Here is a 22,860-nt window from a genome sequence, read left to right as displayed (position 1 = left end):
GCGCCTTTAGACGCGAGCCCGGGGCCCGTGGGTTATACCCTAAGAGCAAACCACCCTTTTTAAGGGTGGTTCTGATTTCGGTCAAATGAAAATACTTTACTTAGTTAAAGAAAAGCGTTTTATCAGACGCGTACGGGGAGTACAATCTCGTGCATGCGAATCGACGTGCCATCGGCTTTGATGCTGTTCGCGTGTCCCGTCCGGCTCTACGCTCCGGGCGTGCGACGTTGCGACGCGGTCGGCCTCGGTCCTTGCGTGCGGGTTCGCGAGTTTGCAACTGTGTATGTAAGGAGCGACATATGACTGTCGAGAAGAAGGATATCGATTGGGGTAGCCTCGGCTTTGGCTACATGAAGACCGATTACAGCTACGAGGCTCATTGGAAGGATGGCGAGTGGGACGAGGGCGGCCTGACCACCGACCACACCCTGCATGTCTCCGAGTGCGGCGGCATCTTCCATTACTGTCAGGAGGTCTTTGAGGGCCTGAAGGCCTACACCGCCGAGGACGGCAGCATCGTCTGCTTCCGTCCCGACATGAACGCTGAGCGTATGTACAACTCTGCCCAGCGCCTCGAGATGCCCCCGTTCCCCAAGGACAAGTTCGTTGAGGCCGTCAAGCAGGTCGTCTCTGCCAACGCCGCCTGGGTTCCGCCCTTCGGTTCTGGCGCGACCCTGTACGTGCGTCCGTTTATGATCGGCTCCGGTGACGTGATCGGCGTGGCTCCCGCTCCTGAGTACACGTTCCGTATTCTCGTGACCCCGGTCGGTCCGTACTTTAAGGGTGGCCTTAAGCCCGTTAAGCTGCGCGTTTCCGAGTACGACCGCGCCGCACCGCACGGCACCGGCAACATCAAGGCCGGCCTGAACTACGCCATGTCCCTCAAGCCCACGATGGAGGCCCATCGCGAGGGCTATGCCGAGAACCTGTATCTCGACTCCGAGTCCCGCACCTATGTCGAGGAGACCGGTGGCGCCAACGTCCTGTTCGTGAAAGAGGATGGCACGCTCGTCGTTCCGCAGTCGCACACCGACTCCATCCTGCCCTCCATCACCCGTCGTTCGCTCGTTCAGGTCGCTCAGGACCTGGGCATGACCGTTGACCAGCGTCCCGTCGAGTGGGCCGAGGTCAAGGCCGGTACCTTTGTGGAGTGCGGCCTGTGCGGCACCGCTGCCGTCATCTCTCCGGTTGGCGAGATTGACAACAAGGTTTACGGCGCCGACGAGACCGTGACCTTCCCGGCTGGCTACACCGAGATCGGCCCTGTGATGAAGAAGCTTCGCGAGACCCTGACTGGCATCCAGTCCGGTGCTGTCGAGGATAAGCACAACTGGGTTTACACCGTCGCGTAAGCAGTCTTAGCTGTCCGGCCCGAGGGCGGCCTTCCCTCCCGGCGCGTCCTCGGACATGAAAGAACCCCCGCTGCGCACTTCGTGCGGCGGAGGTTCTTTCGTCCTGCGGAGTGCGCCGGGAGGGAACTTGCTCTCCGCCCTGCGGGCTCGGCGTTGCCACAACGGGCAATAATTAATCTGAATAAACATGGCGCGCGGCCTTTTAGGCCGCGCTTGTGTTTTGCTTCGCGCCATGTGGGGGTGGTGGCGACGTGCATTTTTGCGAGTATTCTGCAATCGAAGGTCCCTGCATACCGACCTCGGGCAAAAAATCGGGAGTTCTCGATGTTTTCTACGAATGATGGGCGGGGTTATGGGCTTATAGCGTTTGATTTGCAGGGATATTCGCGGTCTTCGGCATGTATCGTGGCGCCCGAAGCTCTTGGTTATGTTGAATACTCCTAAAAATGCACGGCGCTTAGAGGGGGACCTTCGCGAAAAAAGAAACCGCCCCGTCGAAGTATGCATTCGACGGGGCGGTTTATGCATTTGGCCGATTAAGGATGCACTGCCAAACTACTAGAACTTGACGGTCGGGGCCTGGCGGGCTGCTTCGGCGGCCTCGAAGCCCTGGCGCTCCTTAAACTGAAAGATGCCGGCAAAGATGACAGCCGGGAACGTCTGAATGGCGTTGTTGTAGCTGAGCACGCAATCGTTGTAGCTCTGGCGTGCGTAGCTAATCTTGTTCTCGGTATCCTCGAGCGATGCCTGCAGCTGCGTAAAGTTGGTGTTTGCCTTAAGATCGGGGTAGGCTTCGGCTACGGCGAAGAGCTGGCGCAGTGCGCCGGTCAGCACGTTGTCGGCTTCCATCTTGGCCTCGGGCGTGGTGGCCTTGACGGCGGTGTTACGCGCGCTGATCACGGCGGAGAGCGTCTCCTGCTCGTGCTTGGCGTAGCCCTTGACGGTCTCGACCAGGTTGGGGATCAGGTCGTTGCGGCGCTGCAGCTGCGTATCGATGTTCTGCCAGGCGTTATCAATGCGGTTACGCTTGGTGACCATGTTGTTGTAGATGCCGGCGATGGCGCAGACAATCACAATGACAACAACGATGCCGATGATGACGGTAATCATGATGTCTCCGTTTCGAATGGCCGCGGCGGCATGCGCCAGCTGCCGTTGGTATAACGCTACTAGTATACCCGCAACGTTTTGCCGTGCCGAACTTTCCGGTAAGCGTTGTGTTTTCGTCGGGGTCGGCACCGGGGCAAAGCGCGCGAGGTACAGGTGTAAGATATGCGACAGATTGACGAGTGTTGTCTTTGCCCTGAGGATGGCGATACCAGTGGACCTTCGCATCAAGAAAACCTACCGCGCCCTGTTCGATGCTTTCACCGAGCTTCTCGAGGAGCATCGTTTTGAGGACCTGACGGTTGCCATGCTGTGCGACCGCGCCATGATTCGCCGCACGACGTTCTATAAGCACTTTCGCGACAAGAACGATTACTTTGCCTTTTATATCGATGAGCTCATGTCGGGCTTGCCGCAAAAACAGCCCGATGAGGCCGGCGCAGTGTCTGCCGAGGACGTGCGCGCGCTTCGGCACGCGATTTTGGACGATGCCATGGATTTGATTCTGACGCACGAGCGGCTCATGGATAACATTTTGGCAAGCAGCATGTCGGGCATGTTGACCAACGTTATTTGCGACCGCATTGCCCGCTCCATCCGCGAGCGTGTGATGAACGTGCTTGCCGAGGATGCCTTGGCCCCCGTGTCACTCGAGACGACGTCTGAGTTTGTCGCCGGCGGTATTATTCGACTTTTCACGATATGGTGGGAATCGGGCCACGATCTTGAGCGTCGACCCGAGATGGCCGACGTGGTCGATGCACTGTTCGAGCGGACCATGACACCGGTGCATCACTAAAAGTGGCGGAGAGAGGGGGATTCGAACCCCCGGAACGCTCTCGCGCTCAACGGTTTTCAAGACCGCCGCATTCAACCGCTCTGCCATCTCTCCGTGAGTCGTAATGATAGCATCGTTTTGAATTTGCAACAGGGAAGGCGAACGATGACGATCACCGAAATCGACGAGAAGTTCATGCGTGAGGCGTTGGCGGAGGCGCGAGCCGCCGCGGCGGTGGGCGAGGTGCCCATTGGCGCTGTGGTGGTGCGCGCGGGTGAGATTGTCGCGCGGGCGCATAATCGTCGCGAGCTCGATCAGGACCCTTCGGCTCATGCAGAGTTCGCGGCCCTGTGCGCTGCCGCTCGGTCGCTCGGTCGCTGGCGCCTTTCCGATTGCACGGTCTACGTGACGCTCGAGCCTTGCTGCATGTGCGCGGGTCTTATGGTCAACGCGCGCGTCGGGCGCTGCGTGTATGGCGCGAGCGACGCCAAGGCGGGTGCGCTGGGTTCGCTGTATGACCTGAATGCCGATTCGCGCCTGAATCATCGGTTTAACGTGACGGCTGGGGTCCTGGCGGATGAATGCCGCGAGCTGCTGAGTAACTATTTTGGCGGTCTGCGCGGAGCGGGTGGCAGCGGCTGTGGCTGCGGTCCGAACCTTGAGGCGCATGCTGCTCACGCCGCAGCGCTTGCAGGTGCCGGTGAGGATGCTGGCATGGCGGTTGACTTTGGCCCTGCGTGCCGCCGGCCCCGCCGTGTGCTGCTGGCGATCGACTCCTTTAAGGGCAGCGTGTCGAGTGCACGGGCGGAGGCGGCGGTTGCCGAGGGCATGCGCCGTGTGTGGCCCGATGCCGAGGTGCGCGCGTTGCCGCTGGCGGATGGCGGCGAGGGAACGCTCGACGCCATCGCCGCGTGCGGCGGTGAGATTGTGACCTGCGAGGTGGCAGGTCCCTTGGGCGATCGCGTGTCTGCCCGGATGTTGGTGGACGACGAGCGCGACTCGGCTGTAATTGAGATGGCCGAGGCGGCGGGTATTGGGTATTCGAGTTGTACGGAGTCGGCGGCGTTGGCGGCTTCGACCTATGGCGTGGGCGAGCTTATGCTTCGCGCAGTTCGCACGGGCGCAAGGACACTCTATATTGGTCTGGGCGGCAGTGCCGCCAACGACGGTGGCGCCGGCATGCTGCAGGCGCTGGGCGCGCGCGTGGTCGATGATCAGGGATGCGATGTCGCCCCCGGTCTTGCCGGCCTTGAGCAGGTGGCGAGCGTTGATTTGGCGCCCGCGCTGCAGGCTTTGGATGATGCTCGCATCGTTGTGCTTTCGGATGTCGAGAATCCGCTCGTGGGGCGTCGAGGCGCACTGGCGGTGTTTGGCGGGCAGAAGGGCCTGCCGGCGGATGATGTCGAGGTGCTGCGCAGATACGACGGCTGGATGGTCGGCTACGGTCGCTTGCTCGATGCGGCGATTGCCAGAGCTCGAGCCCAGGGGTTGTTGCGCACACCCGAGGGCGCACGGACATTTGGCTCGGTGCTCGGTGTACCCGGCGCGGGCGCTGCCGGTGGCTTGGGCGCGGCGTTGCTGGCGCTCGGCGCGGAGCTACGCTCGGGTGTGGAGACGGTGCTCGACCTCGTGGGGTTTGACGAGCGCGTGCGCGATGTCGACCTGGTCATAACGGGCGAGGGCAATATGGACGAGCAATCCGCCGCCGGTAAGGCACCGGTGGGTGTGGCTCGTCGTGCGAAGCGATATGGCAAGCCGGTGGTCGCCGTCGTGGGCGGGCGCGCCGTCAACCTGGATGCGGTGTATGAGCAGGGTATTGACTTGGTTTTGCCGATTTGCCGCAAGCCCATGCCTCTCGACCAGGCGCTCGGTGCGCAAGAAGCCACAACCAACCTCATCTGCGCTGGCGAGGCAGCTGCCCAAGCCTACGACCTCGCCCGCCTCTAAAACCCATCCCCTCGATAAGTTGCGGTGAAATACGGAGTGTTTTTGCCTTTAAGGCGCTAATTCAGTCCGTATTCCACCGCAACTTCGTGAATGGTCATCCGAGGCTGGCCGCCTTGGGCCTTGGGTCGGACCGTTTGCCACGAAATGCGGCCATCTACTACGTTTAACCGAGCTACCTCGACCATCCCGGAATTTGCAAAAACAAAACCGCAGGTAGAGAGCTGGCCGATTTTCGAAAAAGTCGGCTATGGTTGACCCCTGCGGCCTAAACGTAGTAGATAGGTCCTTTTCGTGGCGCAGCGTCAGACCAGTCTATTTGGGACGGCTATTTTGACTACATGCCGATCTGATTGCCCAAGTAGTCAAAAAAGCCCCGTCCCAAATTAGCTACCTTGTGGGGCTGTGGGGATAAAGATTGCCGACGGTTTTATCCCGCCGAACCCCTTTGATGGCGCGAATGGTTCGATTTGACGACCGAGTGGCAACCTGACGCGGAATAGTGGGTCGTTTAAATTGCTACAATTTTAAGTATATTGCGATGTCCCGCCTTGCGTTTCTGCGCGGGGGGGGGCGTATATTTGCATCGATGGGGACGACGACACATATATAATGAGCCGCTGCTTGCCGTCCTCATGGATTTGGGGAGGGCCTTCATGAATCGCGTGTGTGCGAGAGCTCGAGAAATGCTAAAGCCTTTTGGCAAGAAAACCAATACCGCCAAGCGTGCCCTGAGGGTTTTGGCCGTCCCGCTGGCGGCGTGCGCGCTCATGTTTGGTGCGACGAGCGCGTCGGCCGACCAGGTTGTTCCCTATAGCAACCATACCGTAAAGACGGTGAATCCCACCGACACCACGGTCAATCTGTTTGACTACTGGGTCGTGGATGGCGACAACGATAAATCGGCAACTGTCAATAATATCAACGGCGGCATCAATAAGGGTCATCAGCTCAAATTTAATAGTGGCGCAGGCACGGGCATTAACAAATGGACGGGCAAAAGCGTTATTGATGGTTCCGGACGCCTTTCTTTTGTGAAGAAGAAGCTGGTAGGCGGTTACCCGTCGATCGATGCCGGTACGTATACCTCCTACGGTTCGAGCGATAAGTACACTGACGAATCGCTCGCATACCTCTTTAACAACGCCAGCCAGGAAAATCACCAGCAGGACGGCAAAGCTGTCTACAACAACGTACAGGGCCTTTTCCAACTTGAGAACGGATACTACGTTTACGACTCGTACGGTTCTAAAGGCAACTATGCCGTGTACAACTCCACAACGAATTCCTTTAACGTCTACGCTAAAGCGGGCGTATATAAGGACAGCGCATCAAGTGAGAATCTAGGTCAGTTCTTCCCCTTTGACTCGGCTGAGAAGGTTTTTGAAGAGCAGAACGGTCAGCTCTCTCCCAAACCGATAACGGACGGAACGAACGATAAGCTCAACCACCACTTTGGCATGTCCATGACCACGGAGTTTGTCCAGCCTGCGAGCGGAAAGACCACCGATAACAAGGATATGATTTTTGAGTTCTCGGGCGACGATGACGTGTGGGTCTACATCGATGGCGTGCTCGTGGGCGACTTGGGCGGCATTCACGAGAAGGCAACGCTCGAGATCAACTTTGCCACCGGCGAAGTGAAAGTCGGCCATATTGACGGTGCGAATGGAACCCGGAAGGACATCGAAAATACCACCATCAAAGCGAAGTTCGACACCGCCGGCGTAAATACCTCCAACTTCCGCGGCAACACCTTCTGTGACAGCAGCAAGCATACGCTGAGCTTCTTCTATCTGGAGCGCGGCGCGGGCGCATCGAACATGTCGCTCAAGTTCAACCTCACTACCCTGCCGTCGTCTGAGGTTGAGAAGGTCAACCAGAACGGCGAGGCGGTCAATGGTGCAACCTTCGCGCTGTATCGGTCAGATGGACCAAAAACTGACTGGAATGAGGGCGAGCTCATTGCTCAAGGCGAGACAAAAGACGGGGGTCAGCTGATACTTCAAAAGTCGGATGACTCCGTTCTCTCGTTCGACCAAGAGCATGCTGAGGGGCACGACTACTTTGTACTCAAGGAGATAGAGCTGCCTGCGGGATATCGCTCGAGTCTGACCTCATCGACCACCGCAACACCAGGTGAGCTGCACCTGCAGTACAAAAAGGCTGCGACGAATGGCTCGGGCGGCGTGGTGGTTGCACCGCAAACGACGGTCACCACGGCCGATAAAAACACATGGATGGGCAGCCGCATGTGGCTGAACGGTGGCTATCTGGCCGCCAAGGAGACCATTTCCCTTTCTCAAAACACAAAAGACAATAAGAACAAACCCATTAACGCGGGTACGACCTTTGCCGTCGTGCTCAAGCGCACCGACGAGACCAAGGAAAACACGGATGAAAACGCGTGGACGGCGGTCACGGGCAATCCGCTCAAAGGCTACAGGCTGTGCTCTGCACACGGCATCGCCGGTGCGGTCGAGGCCGCCAACTCGGCGGACACGAGTGTCTTTGCTGTCAACACCAAGGGCGACTACGAGGTGACGGTCAGGTCGCTGCCCGGCGATATCGAGAAGTACGCTGCCATGATGGAGGACAAGTCGAATGCCGACTATACCGTGGCGGTGTATCACACCACGGCATCTTCTCTGGCGGAGGCAACCACGGAGAACACCTCCATGGTTGAATACCGGTCGACAAACAGGCAGTTCTCAACCGTGATTCACCTCACGAACGTTCAGAACCGTCTGTTTGTGCAGAAGGTCGACGAGCTGGGCAAGCCCGCGAACGGCGCGACGTTTGAGCTGTACAAGGCCGAGGACGTTACCGGCAATAGTCCCAGCACGTACGCCATTAAATCGGGTGCCGAGCCGTATGACACCGTGCAGGCAAACGGCATGAACTATCCGTATGACATTGAGGGTGCTGCATGCTTCCCGCTCGATTCGACAAAGCATGCGCCCCTTATCAAGGGTACGTACTACCTGCGTGAATCGGTGAGCCCGGATGGCTACGAGATTAATTCCACCATCACCAAGGTAATCGTGGACGATTCGGGCGTGTACGTGGACGCCGGCGAGGAGAACGACGGCGTGCGTAGCCTAAGCGGCCCGGGTTCGCTGATTGCCTCGCTGGCACAGTTTGGCTCGCCCGGCTCTATCGATAACACGCTTACGCACATTAAGGGCAAGCTGCAAAGCGCGACTGGTACAGACCCCAACGGCAACCTGACGTGGGACCAGCCTTCTCCTGCGGACGACTTCATGCATATGCGCTACGACGAGAAGACGCAGGGTACCAAGACGATTCTGCAATACGTTGAGAGCGGCGGCGATCGCGACGGCCAGTCGGCGACTATTTATGCCGATACGGGCATCAACCGTATGGCTCTTTACCAAGACGGTCAGCCCACCAATGGCACCGACCTCGGTATGCTCCAGCTCAACCATCTCTTTACCACGGCAACGGCCGTGCAGTATACCGATCGTCGCGTGGCACGCCTGCAGGTGACCAAGACCGTGACGGCAGACAGTGGTCTTACCGCGCCCACCAAGGATGCGAACGACAAAGATCTGACGTTTACGTTTAAGTTCACCCTGCCGGAGTCCCAGAAGGGCTACGAGGCGCATGTGTTCGACGCGAATGGCGAGGCCATGGGCGGCTCTTTCACGCTCAGGAACGGCGACACCCATTCCATCAAGGCCGAGAGACCGTTCGCGTATACGACCTTATGAAGGGCGACAGCTACAGTGTGAGCGAGATCACCACCAAGGGCGAGGAGTCCAATGGCAACGTGCTGGCGAGCATCGTTAACACCGTGACCGGCTCTGCCGGCGAGTCGGTGCTTCCGGCTGGCTTTAGCCTCGTGAGCCGCATGGCCGGCGGCGAGGAGCAGTCCGGAACCGGCAACACCATCGAGGGCAAGATTGTTGCGCTCGTGGACGGGAAGATCCCCGCGAGCAACAAGCTCGAGTTCACCAACAACTACAGCGCCAGCCGCGTAACGCTCGGTGCCCAGAATCGTCTGAGCGCCAAGAAGGTGCTCGAGGGCCGCAATTGGGCCGATGGCGATACCTTTACCGCGCAGCTTACGCCCGAGGACGGCGCCCCCATGCCCGATGGCGCCAAGAGCAAGGTGTCGACGGTCGAGCTCAACAAGAAAACTCAGGAGGCAACGTTTGGCGACATCACCTATGCCAAGCCGGGCACCTACACCTATACCATCCAGGAGGGTATCCCCGAACCCGACGCCAGGGCAGACGGCATAAGCTACTCTGCCGCCGTCTATACCGCGAAGGTCGTGGTGGAGGACAACCAAGCTGGTGCTCTTGTCGTTGCGAGTGTGACGATGAAGCAGGTGCGCGACGACGGAGGCACCGAGAAGGAAGTCGAGGTCGCCGGTAAGGTCGCAACCTTCATCAACCGCTACGATGCGCACGAGTCGAAGATCCCCATCCAAGCTAAAAAGACCCTAGTCGACAACGCGGGGACGTTCCCGCTTGCCCAGAACGCCTTTAGCTTTACGCTCGAGGGCATGGGTGGCTATGCGGATGTCAATGCGGTGTTCAACCCCGATACGGTCGATAAGAGCATGACGGCCCCCATGCCCCAGGGCGCCGAAGACAACACCATGAAAGTTGGCAACGTCGATGGCGCGGTGAGATGGCCGGATATCTCTTATACCGCCAAGAAAGATGCGGGGCGCGCCTACGTGTACAAGTTCGCCGAGGATCCCGGCAGCGTTGCGGGCATGACCTACGACGGATCGGTCTATTACGCCGTAGTACGCAACGCCAAGAAGGGTGCCGGCATCCAGACTTCGATCGAGTACTACAAGATCACAGAAGACGGCTCGGTAAAGCAGCTGGACAACAACGCCACGCCTTCCTTTACCAATATATATAGCGTGGAGCCCGCGAGCGTTACCCTGCAGGGTCAGAAGACCGTGAGCGGTCGCGACTGGAACCAGGGCGAGAGCTATACCTTTAACCTTGCCGCCGCTGCGGACGATGCCAGCGCAACTGGCCTGGGCAAGACCACAAAGCAGGCGGTAACGGATGGGGCCATTGCCATCGGCACTAACCAGGCCGTCGCCAGCACGCCCGAGTCGGGACGCGTTGCCTCGTTCTCCTTTGGCACCGAAGCCGCCCCGACCGTGACATTCAACCGCGCGGGCACCTTTAGCTTCAATATCACCGAGAATGTCGCGCTTGGTGCCCCGGCGAGCATGTCCATGGACAGGCACACCGCACGTGCGACCGTCGTGGTGACCGATCTGGACGAGCGGGGCAACCACACGGGCAAGCTGCACGTGTCGAGCGTGACCTACGCCAACACCGGCGCGTCCGATGCGGACAAGGGCATAATCGATAAGGCCGCCTTCACCAATGCATACCATGCGTCGGGCACCTTTGGCGGCGTGACGGTGAGCAAGACCCTTGAGGGCCGTGCCTCTACCGCGGGCCAGTTTACCTTTGCCGTGACGGGTCTTTGGTACAACGGCGTTCAGACGTTGGTCAATGGCGCCGAGACTAACCTGTCCAACAAGGCGGCGGAGGCCGGTGTGTCCGGTGCCGTGGTGGGCACGAACGGGAAAGAGAAGCTCTTTGCCCGCAAGCTCACGGAGCAGGACCTGGGCCATACGTTTGCCTATCGCATCCACGAGAACCAGCCTGTGGCCGCCGGCTACACCTATGACACCGGCTACACCGGCGACGCCATCGTGCTCGTTAAGGTTCTTGCGAGCGAAAACAACCCCGCCAAGCTCTACACCGTGACGACCGTGCTCAAGGGCGCGGGTGTGACGGAGCTGCTGGGCGATACCGGCGATGCGAGCGCGTTGACGGACGAAAAGATTGCCGAGCTCGACCAGAATCCGAATACCTACGTGCAGCAGTACGATGCAAGCGAGGCCGGCGCCACGACGCCTACCGTCTCGTTTGTGAACAGTTATGAGGCAAGTCTCGACTATGGCGCCGCTGGCGGCCTGCAGATCGAGAAGACGCTGACGTACCCCGAGGGCGCGACGGTGTTTGGCTCGCCCAAGAGCACGTTCCGCTATATCGTCAAGCCTGCCGATAAGGCTTCTGCCAGCAAGGTCGGCCTTTCCACGGACGGCAAGGTCTTTGAGACTGCAAACGTCGAGGCCAATGACCCCAAGACCGTGAGTTTGATACCTGAGGGCGGACTGAAATTCAATCAGAATGATGCCGGCAAGACGTTTACCTATACGGTGAGCGAGATTGACGACAAGGCGACGGGCTATACGTACGACAGCACGGTCCATACGGTTAAGGCTGTCGTGGCGGATAACGGCGACGGCACGCTCAAGGTCACGACATCGGTAAGCAAGCCGGGCGACGGCGGCGACGAGCTCGAGGGCCAGTGGATCTACCCGTCGGATGCAACGTCCACCGGTGTCGCGACGGTCAAGTTCAAGAACACCTATACGGTCACCGAGGCAGCGACCTACACCCCGTCCGTGACGAAGGTGGTTGTCGGCCGCGATGCTGAGGACAAGTTTACCTTTGCCATGACCGCGGCTGACGATGTTACCCGGGCTGCCATCGACGGCAAGCTCATCACTGGCTCTTCGATGAGTGCGGACAACGGCTACACCGAGCAGAGGCAAACGAGGGACAAGCTTGCCGACGGCGCGCACGATAAGATTGACTTCTCGACGCTTACCTTCAACAAGCCGGGCACGTATACGTTCGCCATTAACGAGGTGGCTCCGAACAGCGGCCTTGGCGAGTGGAAGTATGACCAGCACGTCTATACCGTGACGGTTACCGTAACCGATGAGGGCGGCAAGCTTGTGGCCCGCCCCGATGGCACGACCGGCTCGGAGGGCTTCATCTTTACCAATAGCTACAAAACTTCGACGAGCTACGAGCTCCAGGGCGGTTTGGAGATTGCCAAGACGCTCAAGGGTAAGGATCTGCATGCCGGCATGTTTGGCTTTACGGTGACGGGCGAAGACGGTGCCTCAACTGCAAAGCTCGAGGCACTGCTGCGCGCGGATAAGGGCAAGCTCACCGTTACCAACGATGAGCCCGAGGCTGACGGTGCGTCCCATACCGGTATTTTGGGCGGACTGACCTTTACAACGAACGAAGCGGGCGAGACGTTCACCTACAAGGTGGTCGAGAACAACGACAACAAGGTCGGCTATTCCTTCGATACGTCCTATTGGACGGTGGCGATTGCGGTTAAAAAGCGCACCGACGGTTCGCCCTATACCGTGACTACCGTCAAGCACTTTGACGCCAATAAGAAGGAGCTTTCCGCGGATCTAAAGGTCTTTAACTCCGAGAGTGGTACCGAAAAGGCTCAAGTGTTCTTTACGAACAGCTACGTCGCGACCGGAACGTTTGAGGGCCTCACGGCCGAGAAGGTAATGGACTCCGGCGACAAGATCGAGGTCGGCCAGTATACGTTTGACGTGTATGCGCAGAAGGCCGATGGCACACTCCAATGGATAGATGAGGGCAAGACTCAGGCGGGCGAGAACGGTAAGGCAAAGGTCGACTTTGGTAAGGTCAACTTTAAGCTTGGCGATGCTACCAGCGAATCTTATGAGTCGGCAATTGATCTTGCCGACTACGTGAAGAATGGCGTTGCCACCAAGCAGCACAATGCCGACCACACCACTACCTACAGCTTTAACCTGGTAGCAAAGGAACGTTTCGCCAGCCTGCCCGATGGCGTGCGTCCCGTGGACGCGTCCGCGACGTGCCGAGTGCTGCTCGAGGTGACCGACAACAACAACGGCACACTTACGTCCAAGGTGACCTATCGCGATGGTACCGAGAACGGCAAAATCGTCTTCCACAACACGCGCGATAAGGTCAAGACGATCGGCACGGTCGCAAAGCCCAGTGTGGATATCGACGGGCAGCTGCTCTCCGTGGGCGATTCCTATGTCTACACCATCAACTGGGTCAACACCGAGGCCGATGCCAAAGACAATCTGGTTCCGTCCAACGTGACCGTGACCGACGAGCTTCCTGCCGGCGTTATGTTCGAGGCCTTTGAGGGCGAGTATGCCGATAAGGGCGCCGCGAGTGGCCAATTGCTTTCCTGGAACCTGGGTGAGCAGCCCGCGGGCAGCCACGGTTCGGTACGCGTGCGTGTAAAGATTACCGAGGACGCTGTGAAGGGTGTCCAGGGCGCTGTCGGCACCGTCAACAACGCCGCTACCATTAGGGTCGGCGACAAGAGCTATACCGGCACCACGACCAACTACGTGCCCAAGAAGTCCGAGAGTGATGCCCAGGATTCGAATGGGTCGGGTGTGGCGCTGGGCGACGAGCTCACCTACACCATCGGCTACAAGAACACCGAGAGCGAGCCGGCAACGGTGACTATCACTGATACCGTTCCCGCGGGGACCAAGTTAGTGGAGTTCGCCGGCGACCATAAGGATGTCGGCTCCAGGGACAATGACGGCAACCTCACCTGGACGCTGACGGACGTTCCCGCCGGCAAGGAGGGCACGGTTCAGTTTAAGGTCCGCGTGACCGAGGACGCGTTTAAGAGCGGTGGCGCTTCGGGCAATATTTCCAACCAGGCGTCGGTGACGGTCGGCAACAACCCTGCCGTCAAGACCAACACCACTACCGATGAGGTCTCTGACGGGCGCCTGACGTTGAGCAAGACGGTCACGGCCGCCGAAGGCATCACCGCGCCCAACAAGGCATTTACCTTTAAGGTACTGCTCTACCAGGCCGATGGCACAACGCCTCTGGCCGGCACCTTTGCGTACGCCGGTCGCCCCAGTGGCACCAATGGCACTTATGTAAGCGGACAGATCAAGAGCGGTGACACCATCGCGCTCAAGGCTGGCGGCTCCGTCACGGTTACCTTGCCCATAGGTGCGCACTACGAGGTGCAGGAGCTCGACTCCAAGGGTGAGCTCATGACGAGCGAGGACGGCTTTGCGGTTGTCGATAAGGCGAACTCCCAGAAGGGTACCGTCGGACAGGCGACGCAGGCGAGCTTCACCAACGTCTACAGCGTGGAGCCCACAAAGGTGGAAAACGCTTTTAAGGTGCAAAAGAAGATCTCCGGACGCAACTGGACTAAGGCGGATGCCTTTACCATGACGCTGTCTGCCGAGGGCGAGGCGCCCATGCCCAAGAATGCCAAGGGCGGCGTGGCGACGATTACGCTGAACAAGGACGTTCAGGTCGGCAACTTCGGTGCCATCGAGTACACCAAGCCCGGTATCTATACCTATGTGATTGCCGAGCAGACGGGTGGCGAGACGGCGCTCACCTTCTCGAAGGCCACCTATCGTGCCACCGTCACGGTGACCGACGACGGCGCCGGCAAGCTGTCTGCCAAGACCAAGATTGCACAGCTGACCGACGACGCCGGCAGCGCTGTTGAGCGCACGGTCGAGGCGGCGGTCTTTACCAACACCGCTAAGACCGGCGCCCTCACCGTCAAGAAGACGGTCGTCGGCGGCGACAGCCAGCGCGAGTTCGGCTTCACGGTTGCGCTGGCTGACGGGGACGGCGAGCCCGTCTCCGGCACCTTCGGCGAGGGCGAGGACGCCGTGACGTTCACGGACGGCAAGGCGGCCTTCACGCTCAAGCACGGCGGGGAGAAGACCGTCGCCGGCCTGCCCGTGGGCGCGCGCTACACCGTGACCGAGGACGCCGCCGAGGGCTATGCGACCACGGTCGACGGGACCGACGGCTCCAAGGCCGAGGGCACCGTGACCGAGGCCGGCGCGACCGCGGCGTTCACCAACACGTACGGAACGGCCACCGAGGGCAGGGACGTCTCCACCGCGGGGCTCTTCACCAAGACGCTCAAGGGCCGCGACTGGGCGGAGGGCGACAGCTTCCAGTTCACGCTCACGGGCGAGGACGACGCGCCCATGCCCGAGGGCTCCGCCGACGGCTCCAAGACCGTCAGCGTGACTGCCGCCGGCACCAAGGCGGGCGATAGGGTCGCCTTCGATTTCGGGTCCATCCGCTACACGCTCGACGACCTCAAGGACGCCGGGTTCGCCGAGGTCGGCGGCAAGCGCGTGCGCGCCAAGACCTTCACCTACACGGTGAGCGAGGCCAGGCCCGCTGACGGCTCGGCCCTCGCCGGCGTGGCCTACGACGGCCATGCCGCCACGATGACGGTGACCGTGACCGACGACGGCTCCGGCAACCTCACGGCCTCGACGCCCGCGATCGCGCAGGCGAGCGGCGGCGACTTCGTGAACACCTACACGACCGAGCTCGACTACTCGGCCCGCGCGGGCGTGCTCCTGTCCAAGACGCTCTCCGGCCGCGCGATGGAAGCGGGGCAGTTCGCCTTCACCGTGACCGCCGATGCCGAGACGGTCGCCAGGCTCGGCCTCAAGACCGGCAAGGACGCCTATACCGTGTCCGCGGCCGATGATGGAGAGGCCGCCGTGGTCGACCTCATCGGCGGTGCTGCGGGCAGCGACGTGACGTTCACCGACGCCGACGCGGGCAAGACCTACAGCTTCACCGTCGCCGAGACCAAGCTCGGTGGCGACGGCTACACCAACGACGCCGCGCCGCGCACGGTTACCGTCGCGCCCGGCTACGACGCGGCGACGGGCAAGCTCACGGTCACGACCACGGTCGTCAAGGACGGCGTCGAGGTCGCCCGCAGCGAGGTCTCGACGGCCGATGACATCGCGTCGCTGCCCGTGCCCGTGACGGTCGCGTTCCAGAACTCCTACGAGGCCACCGGCACGCTCGGCGGCGAGAGCAGCGCGTCCATCGAGGCCACCAAGACGCTGACGGGCCGCGCCGCGGCGGCGGACGAGTTCTCGTTCTCCGTCCGCGATGCCCAGGGCAACGTGGTCGCGACCGCGTCCAACCGGGCCTCCGGCGACGGCGAGGCCGCGGAGCTCGCGTTCTCGCCCATCGCCTACACCACCGGCTCGCTCGAGCAGATGGTGGCGGACGGCGCCGCCACCAAGACGGCCGACGGCTCCTGGACCATCCCCTATACCGTTTCCGAGGACACGGCGGCGCTGCCCGCCGGCGTGACGGCGACCGCCTCGAGCTTCGACATCACCGTCAAGGTGACCGATAACGGCAAGGGCGGGCTGGATGTGGTCGTGACCTACCCCGAGGGCTCCGACGGTACGCTGTCGTTCGTGAACGGCTACGGCACCAACGAGGCGACGGTCGACCTCGCGGGCACCAAGACGCTGGCGCTCGGCCAGGCCGGACTCGGCCTGACGCAGGCCGACATCGAGGGCAAGTACACCTTCAAGATTGAGCCGCTGGACGGCGCGCCCGCACCGGTCGACGCCTCCGGCAAGACGGTGACCGAGGCGGTCAACGATGCCGCCGGCAACGTCGAGCTGGGCCACGTCACGTTCAAGCAGCCGAGTGACCTCGACGATGCCGCGATCGACGGCGATGGCATGCGCACCAAGACGTTCGCCTACCGGGTGAGCGAGTCCGGCTCGGTCGACGGCGTGGTCAATGACGCGGTGGCGTCCAGGACCTTCACGGTCAAGGTGGTCGAGGACACCAACGCGGGCACGCTCGCCGCGGAGGTCCTGCCCGCCGAGGGCACGCCCGAGGGTAAGGGCGCGTTCGAGTTCACCAATACCTACGGCGTCGGCCCCGCCCCGAGCACCGTCACCGACCAGATCAAGGTGGGCAAGAAGCTCAAGGGCCGCGACCTGGCCGAGGGCGAGTTCGAGTTCCAGCTGGTCGAGATTGCCGCCGACGGCAGCGAGAGCGTCGCGGCAACGGGCAAGAACGCCGCCGACGGCACGGTCGCGCTCAGCCCCGTCACCTACACCGCGCCCGGCACGCACAGCTACGAGCTGCGCGAGGTCGCCGGCACGGCGGGCGGCGTGACGTACGACAGGGCGACCTACCGCGTGCACACGACGGTCACCGATGCCGGGAACGGCACGCTCACCGTCGAGCACGAGCTTGTGGATGCCGAGGGCAACCCCGCGGGCGACGACTCGGTGACGTTCACCAACGGCTACGAGGCCGCGCCCGTCACCCTCAAGCTGGGCGCCGCCAAGGTGCTCAAGGGCGCCGAGCTCAAGGCGGCGCAGTTCGGCTTCGAGCTCAAGGGCCGGGACGGCAAGGTGATGTCGACCGCCAGGAACGCCGCCGACGGCAGCGTCACGTTCGACGCGCTGACCTTCAAGCAGGCCGGTACCTACACCTTCACGGTGAGCGAGGTCGACGATGGCCAGGCACACGTGACCTACGACAAGGCCGTGCACAAGATTGTCGTCACGGTGAGCGACGAGGCGGCCGACGGCTCCAAGACGGGCTACCTGTCGGCGAAGGTCTCCTACGAGGGCGACGCCAACCTGCCGCCGGTCTTCACCAACAGCTACGCCGAGGAACCCGGGACCCCCGGCACCCCGGAGAACCCCGGCACGCCGGGCGGCGGTTCGGGCGGCGGTTCCGATAGCGGCTCCGGCGACAGCTCCGGCGGCGGCTCCAAGGGCGGCATGCCCGACACCGGCGACCGCAGCCTGCCGGCGACGGCACTCGGCGCCATGGCCGGCATCGGCGCGCTGGCCGTCGCGGGCGGTGCGGCCCTGTACCGCAGGCGCCGCTAGCGATATGCACGAGTGGGGCGGATCCATCCGATGGGTTCGCCCCACTTGCCCTGTTGGGCGGGAGCGGGTAAGATATACCGAGCGCCTAGCGCGTTCGATGGGTTCGGATGACGACATGTTCCGAATCTGGTCAGGTCCGGAAGGAAGCAGCCATAAGGAGCCTCTGTCGGGCATCCGAATCCATCGAGCGCACGGGCGCTTTTTTGGTGCCGCGACATGGTCCGGGAGGCGGCGAGGTATTTGGTGTCTCGCTGGTCCTCGGCTGCGCCTGCGGGATCGCTCGACTACCAAATACCTCGCCGCCTTCCGGACCCCGTCGTCCAAAAATCACCCGTAAAGGCGCATTTATCTGAATAATTTAATCCCGTGCTTTGTGCTGCTTGCTGGCGTTGCCGGGAGCGCGGTGGCCACGTGGTTCATGAGACGGCGGTGCTGTCTCCTTTTTTGCAAGTAAAGAGGTCCGTTTGCGAACGAGCTTCGACTACTGAAGATGCGATGTTCGCACTAACGACATAGCGTAATTACGGCATTGTTGGTTTACGCACAAATTGAAGAAATCTAAAAGATGCGTCGATTTCACTTCGCCCGCAGCGTTACGGTGCGAGAACGTCCAATGGAACAACTTGGACGCCGCGGTCGGTAACATAGGCTTGTGAACCAAATCCAATAATCGCTACTTTAGAAACCGGCGGGGTGTTTCCGGCAGCAACCATCCGCTCTTCGACGGCAACAAGATTGTCAGATGCCTCTTCGATTTGAGCGGAACTGAGCTTGACCTCAACGGGAATCCACATCCCACCTGGAGCCGCTATGACAGCGTCGACCTCAAGATCGCGGGAATCGTGATAGTGATAAAGGCCCATTCCGTTTGCCCTCGCATAGACCCATAGATCATGGAGCGCCAACGATTCGAAAAGCAGCCCAAGTGTCTTGAAGTCTGACAACAACGTCTCCACAGTCGCCCCGAGCGCAGCCGCTGCAAGCGACGGGTCGGCAAGATGATGCTTACGCGCCTCCCTCAGATGCACCGGAGATCTCATCGCGGGATTCCATGCGGGGATATCGCAGACGAAACTCAATCTGCTAAGAAGGGATATGTATGATGCCGCTGTTTGTCTCGATACGTCGCCACCCAAATCGGCCACAAGCGTCTTGAGCGTCGCAAGAGTGGATTCGTTGCGCGCCAACGACGCGATGACGGCTTTCACTTTCTCAGGATCTCGTCGAGAGCCATCGACGCGGGGGATGTCTTCCTCAGCGACTATCTCGATATATCGTTTTGCCGTCGCGGACGCAATTCGCGCGTCACGCCCAATCGACGCCGGCCATCCACCGCAAACGATGCGCTCGGCGATCTCGGCAGAACCCATCGATCCGAAGGCGCCCCTGAACTTTTCGCCAGAAATGATGCCCGACAGCTTAACCGCACCGCTAGATTTCCCAAGTTCGAAAAGCGTCATGGTGTCCATGCGCAATTTAGCGAACCTTCCAGCGCCACTGTGCATCGGCCGCTCATTGTCTCGCGGTGTCGCCGACCCCGTAAATATGAACTGGCCAGGCTCGCCGCCGCGGTTGTCGCACTCAAACCGTGCCGCGTCCCAAAGTTTCGGAACCTCCTGCCATTCGTCGATCAGCCGCGGCACCTCGCCAGAAACGGCAAGCGCCGGGTCCGTCTCGGCACGGAAGCGATTCTCGAAGTTGCGCGACGGGTCCATGAGGAGGAGCCTGGACGCCGCACGGGTCCCGGCCGTGGTTGTCTTCCCGCACCATTTAGGTCCTTCGATGAGAACGGCACCGAATATCCCAAGCATCTGGTCGAGCTCATTTTCGATAATTCTAGCGTAGTACTTTTTTGGCATAGTTTTCACCATTGTTTACCAGCGCGTTTAACCAAATTTACAGTTTTCATTTAACCAGATTTCAATTATTTGATTAACCAGATTTGCATATTTCGGTTAACGAGACAGATTAAACATGAACGAGCCAAGTCGGATGAGAATCATCTACTCGACACCGCGCATGAGCTCCGAAATGGTGATGTGAAAGCCGTCGGTAATCTTCTTGAGATTTGAAAGGCTGACATTGCGCTGCCCGACCTCAATGCTCGCGTAGTAGGAGCGATCCATCTCAATCAAATTAGCGGACGGAGTGCCCGGGCTCGTTGCGCCTAGGGCGCGGCGGGGTCGGCGACGTCGGAGGTGTCGATCTCGCCAAGAATGGCGAGCCGGCTGATGAACGGGATGCCCTCGGGTTCGTCCACCTCGACGCCGCCGAGCACGATGGTGTTGTCACGCATGTCGATTTGGGTCGTGAACACGGCCTGATCGCGGCCCGAGGCGATAAAGCCGATGCCCGCGAGAACGATGCCCGCGGCAATAAGCCCGCCCGCCACGGCGAGGTAAATCTTCTTCGCGCTGGTCATGGTACTCACTCCTTTCTACGCCGCGAGATACGCGGCAGCAGCCCGGAGAGCGTCGCCCCCGCCGCGAACTCCTCATCCTGGACGAGCAGGGCTACGTGCCGCTGGACATCGAGGGCGCGAGGCTGCTGTTCCAGGTGATGTCGGTGCCGGAGGGCAGGCAGAGCATGATCGTCACGGCCAACATAGAGTTCAGCAAGTGGGTGACCGTGTTCGGCGACGACAAGATGGCGGCGGCTGTCGTGGACAGGCTCGTCTGCACGGGCAGGCTCGTGGAGTTCAACGGCGCAAGCTGCAGAATTGAATCCCGTGTTTTGTGCTGCTTGCTGGCGTTGCCTGGGCATTGATGGCTACGTGGTTCAAGAGACGGCGGTGCTGTTGCTTGGATTTTGCAGTTAAAGAGGCCCGTTTCCCTGGGTTGGGGAAACGGGCCTCTTTTGTTTCTGGGCTTGTAGATTGGCGAAAGCAGAATGCTTTGGCGGCTATTTTGAGTTCTTGATGCGGCGGGTGGCTGTGGCGGTTATTCCGAGCCCCATGGCGGCGATTCCTGCGAGTACAATTGCGCTTGGCGTTGTGTCGCCTGTGTTTGCTAGCTTGCCGGCGGCCGTAGTTGCTTGCTTGCCGTTGCTCGAGTTCGCTTGCTTGGTGGAGCTCGGTGCGGCGTCTTTGCCGGTCGTGGACGAGCCGGCGGGCCGTGCCGTCTCGGCCGGTTGCGCCGAGTCGGAGGGAGGCGTCGTCTCGGTGGGTTTCGTTATCTCGGGCGAGGTGGCCTTGTCTGCCGCGGCTTTTGCCTCTTCGTATGCCTTGCAGGCGTCGTCATAGGCCGCCTGTGCCTTTTCCAAATCGTCGGTGAGCGCATTTCGCTTGGCTATGTCCTCGTCGATGCGGGCTTTGGCTTCCCCCGCCTCACTTTCGAAATGCTGAACCTGTTTTTCCTGGCTTTCGAGCCGGCGTTGGTAGTGGTGAAGATCATCTTCACAAGATTTTTCTCGCGTTTTTGCCGCCATGATCTCACTGCGCAACTGCTTAATATGCTCCTTAATAGCTGTGCTGGGCTCCTCGTCGCCGAGTGCTTCAAGTGCCTTATCTAATTCTGCCTGAAGGCCGCTTGTCCGGTTGTGGGCCTCATCGTATTTGGCTTGGGCTGCATCGACGTTCGCTTGCATGGCGGGAAGGGGTTCCCTCCATTTGGCGGCTTCCGCCACTATCATGTCGTAGAGTTCTTGAAATGCGGCAATGTCATCATCGATTTCCGCAAGTTTCTCGGGACTTGCGGCGTCTTTTGCGGCTTCGAGGTTTTTGAGCGCTTCCTGCATGGCTGCATACGCTTTTTCTTTTGCGGCGGCCGTGTCTTCCGTCTGTAGGGCAACTGCATCGACAGGGGAGCTGGTTTCTGCCGCGATCGCCGTTACGGGGGCGATCCCCGCGGCAAGTGCCACGGAAAGGGCGATGCCCATAGTTGCTCTTCTTGCTCTTCTTGCGAGAATGTCGTTCATCTCGGCACCTCATTTCAAGGGTCGGAGGCTATTTTGAGTACTTGATGCGGTGGGTGGCTGCGGCGGTTATTCCGAGTCCCATGGCGGCGATTTCTGCGAGCGCGATTGCGCTTGGCGTTGTGTCGCCTGTGTTTGCGAGCTTGCCGGCGGTCGTATTTGCTTGCTTGCTGCTGCTCGAGTTCGCTTGCTTGGCGGAGCTCGGTGCGGCGTCTTTGCCGGTCGCGGGCGAGCCGGCGGGCCGTGCCGTCTCGGCCGGTTGCGTTGAGCCGGAGGGAGGCACTGTCTCGGCAGGTTTCGTTATCTCGGGCGAGGTGGTCTTGTCTGCCGCGGCTTTCGCCTCTTCGTATGCCTTGCAGGCGTCGTCATATGCCGCTTGCGCCTTATCCAAATTGTCGAGGAGCGCATCTCGCTTGGCTGTTTCCTCGTCGATGTGGGCTTTGACTTCCTCCGCCGCACTTTCGAATCTCTGAACCTGTCTTTCCTGGCTTTCGAGGCGGCGTTGGTAGCTGTCAAGCGTCGTTTTGCAAGACTCTTCTTGCAATTTTGCCGCCATGATTTCGGAGCGCAACTGTTTAATAGCTTCGCTGGGCGCCTCGTCGCCGAGTGCCTTAAGTGCCTCTAATTTTGCCTGAAGGCTGCTTACCAGGTTGCTGGCCTCGTCGTATTTGGCTTGGGCTGCATCGACGTTCGCTTGCATGGCGGGAAGGGGTTCCCTACATTCGGCGGCATGCGCCAGCATAATGTCGCGGAGCTCTTGATCACTGGCAATCATATTATTGATTCCCGCAATTCTCTCGGGACTTGCGGCGTCCTCCGCTGCTTTGAGTTTTTTGAGCGCTTCCTGCATGGCCGCATGCGCTTTTTCTTTTGCGGCGGCCGCATCTTCCGACTGCAGGGCAACTGCATCGATGGGAGCGCTGGCTTCTGCCGCGATCGCCGTTGCGGGGGCGATTCCCGCGACAAGTGCCGCGGAAAGGGCGATGCCCACAGTTGCTCGTCTTGCTCTTCTTGCGAGAATGTCGTTCATCTCGGCACCTCATTTCAAGGGTCGGCGACTAACTTGGTAGCACTAATGTAAATATACCATGCTAGTTGACCCGACACTGGCTGGGTGTGCGCGTATACCCCTCTGAAAACTGAATCCCGTTAGAAATGACGAGTTGTTTACGCTTCTTTTG

At 60.3% G+C, this 22,860-nt stretch carries 11 protein-coding genes, 1 tRNA gene, 1 other RNA gene and 1 pseudogene; 7 read left to right on the top strand and 7 right to left on the bottom strand.

What is annotated here, in order from left to right; genetic code table 11:
* Window positions 1-299 precede the first annotated feature (299 nt).
* Entirely contained in the window at window positions 300-1,352 is a 1,053-nt protein-coding gene (locus I2H19_RS08230) for a branched-chain amino acid aminotransferase (protein WP_035138743.1), read from the top strand.
* A gap of 558 nt (window positions 1,353-1,910) precedes the next feature.
* On the opposite strand, the gene I2H19_RS08225 is transcribed toward I2H19_RS08230, so the two are convergent.
* A complete protein-coding gene (locus I2H19_RS08225) occupies window positions 1,911-2,462 on the bottom strand; it encodes a LemA family protein (RefSeq protein ID WP_082421874.1) in 552 nt (183 codons plus the stop codon).
* A gap of 211 nt (window positions 2,463-2,673) precedes the next feature.
* Here I2H19_RS08225 and I2H19_RS08220 point away from each other — a divergent pair, with 211 nt between their 5' ends.
* The gene (locus tag I2H19_RS08220) at window positions 2,674-3,258 is read left to right on the top strand and encodes a TetR/AcrR family transcriptional regulator (protein WP_195622330.1); all 585 of its coding nucleotides are present in this window, start codon (window positions 2,674-2,676) and stop codon (window positions 3,256-3,258) included.
* Window positions 3,259-3,261: 3 nt separating this feature from the next.
* Here I2H19_RS08220 and I2H19_RS08215 read toward each other — a convergent pair.
* Window positions 3,262-3,351, bottom strand: a tRNA-Ser gene (locus I2H19_RS08215).
* A gap of 51 nt (window positions 3,352-3,402) precedes the next feature.
* On the opposite strand from I2H19_RS08215, the gene tadA reads away from it, so the two are divergent.
* The 4 genes from tadA to ffs all read left to right on the top strand — a co-directional run bounded on the left by tadA (window position 3,403) and on the right by ffs (window position 17,957).
* The gene (gene tadA / locus I2H19_RS08210) at window positions 3,403-5,184 is read left to right on the top strand and encodes a tRNA adenosine(34) deaminase TadA (RefSeq protein WP_195622329.1); all 1,782 of its coding nucleotides are present in this window, start codon (window positions 3,403-3,405) and stop codon (window positions 5,182-5,184) included.
* Between the two features lie 683 nt (window positions 5,185-5,867).
* Entirely contained in the window at window positions 5,868-8,915 is a 3,048-nt protein-coding gene (locus I2H19_RS08205; RefSeq protein ID WP_195622328.1) for a SpaA isopeptide-forming pilin-related protein, read from the top strand.
* A gap of 17 nt (window positions 8,916-8,932) precedes the next feature.
* Entirely contained in the window at window positions 8,933-17,767 is an 8,835-nt protein-coding gene (locus I2H19_RS08200; RefSeq protein WP_195622327.1) for a Spy0128 family protein, read from the top strand.
* A 94-nt stretch (window positions 17,768-17,861) separates the two neighbouring features.
* An RNA gene (gene ffs, locus I2H19_RS08195) (signal recognition particle sRNA small type) lies at window positions 17,862-17,957 on the top strand.
* A 403-nt stretch (window positions 17,958-18,360) separates the two neighbouring features.
* On the opposite strand, the gene I2H19_RS08190 is transcribed toward ffs, so the two are convergent.
* The 3 genes from I2H19_RS08190 to I2H19_RS08180 all read right to left on the bottom strand — a co-directional run bounded on the left by I2H19_RS08190 (window position 18,361) and on the right by I2H19_RS08180 (window position 20,189).
* Entirely contained in the window at window positions 18,361-19,626 is a 1,266-nt protein-coding gene (locus tag I2H19_RS08190; RefSeq protein WP_195622326.1) for an ATP-binding protein, read from the bottom strand.
* Window positions 19,627-19,770: 144 nt separating this feature from the next.
* Entirely contained in the window at window positions 19,771-19,893 is a 123-nt protein-coding gene (locus I2H19_RS08185) for a helix-turn-helix domain-containing protein (protein WP_229089856.1), read from the bottom strand.
* Between the two features lie 41 nt (window positions 19,894-19,934).
* Window positions 19,935-20,189, bottom strand: a complete 255-nt coding sequence (locus I2H19_RS08180) for a hypothetical protein (protein WP_195622325.1) — start codon at window positions 20,187-20,189, stop codon at window positions 19,935-19,937.
* A gap of 71 nt (window positions 20,190-20,260) precedes the next feature.
* Between I2H19_RS08180 and I2H19_RS08175 the strand changes: the two are divergent.
* A pseudogene (locus I2H19_RS08175) lies at window positions 20,261-20,533 on the top strand (ATP-binding protein); the annotation flags it as partial.
* Window positions 20,534-20,668: 135 nt separating this feature from the next.
* Here I2H19_RS08175 and I2H19_RS08170 read toward each other — a convergent pair.
* Window positions 20,669-21,682, bottom strand: coding sequence for an LPXTG cell wall anchor domain-containing protein (locus I2H19_RS08170; protein WP_195622324.1), 1,014 nt, complete (start codon window positions 21,680-21,682; stop codon window positions 20,669-20,671).
* 28 nt (window positions 21,683-21,710) lie between these two features.
* Window positions 21,711-22,709: a hypothetical protein gene (locus I2H19_RS08165; protein WP_195622323.1), complete on the bottom strand. Its 999-nt coding sequence runs from the start codon at window positions 22,707-22,709 to the stop codon at window positions 21,711-21,713.
* Window positions 22,710-22,860 lie beyond the last annotated feature (151 nt).

This window comes from Collinsella aerofaciens (assembly GCF_015560135.1).
In the GTDB taxonomy this organism is placed as follows: domain Bacteria; phylum Actinomycetota; class Coriobacteriia; order Coriobacteriales; family Coriobacteriaceae; genus Collinsella; species Collinsella aerofaciens_AN.
Note: the sequence above shows the minus strand (reverse complement) of the source record. Positions and strands in the feature narration are given on the sequence as shown.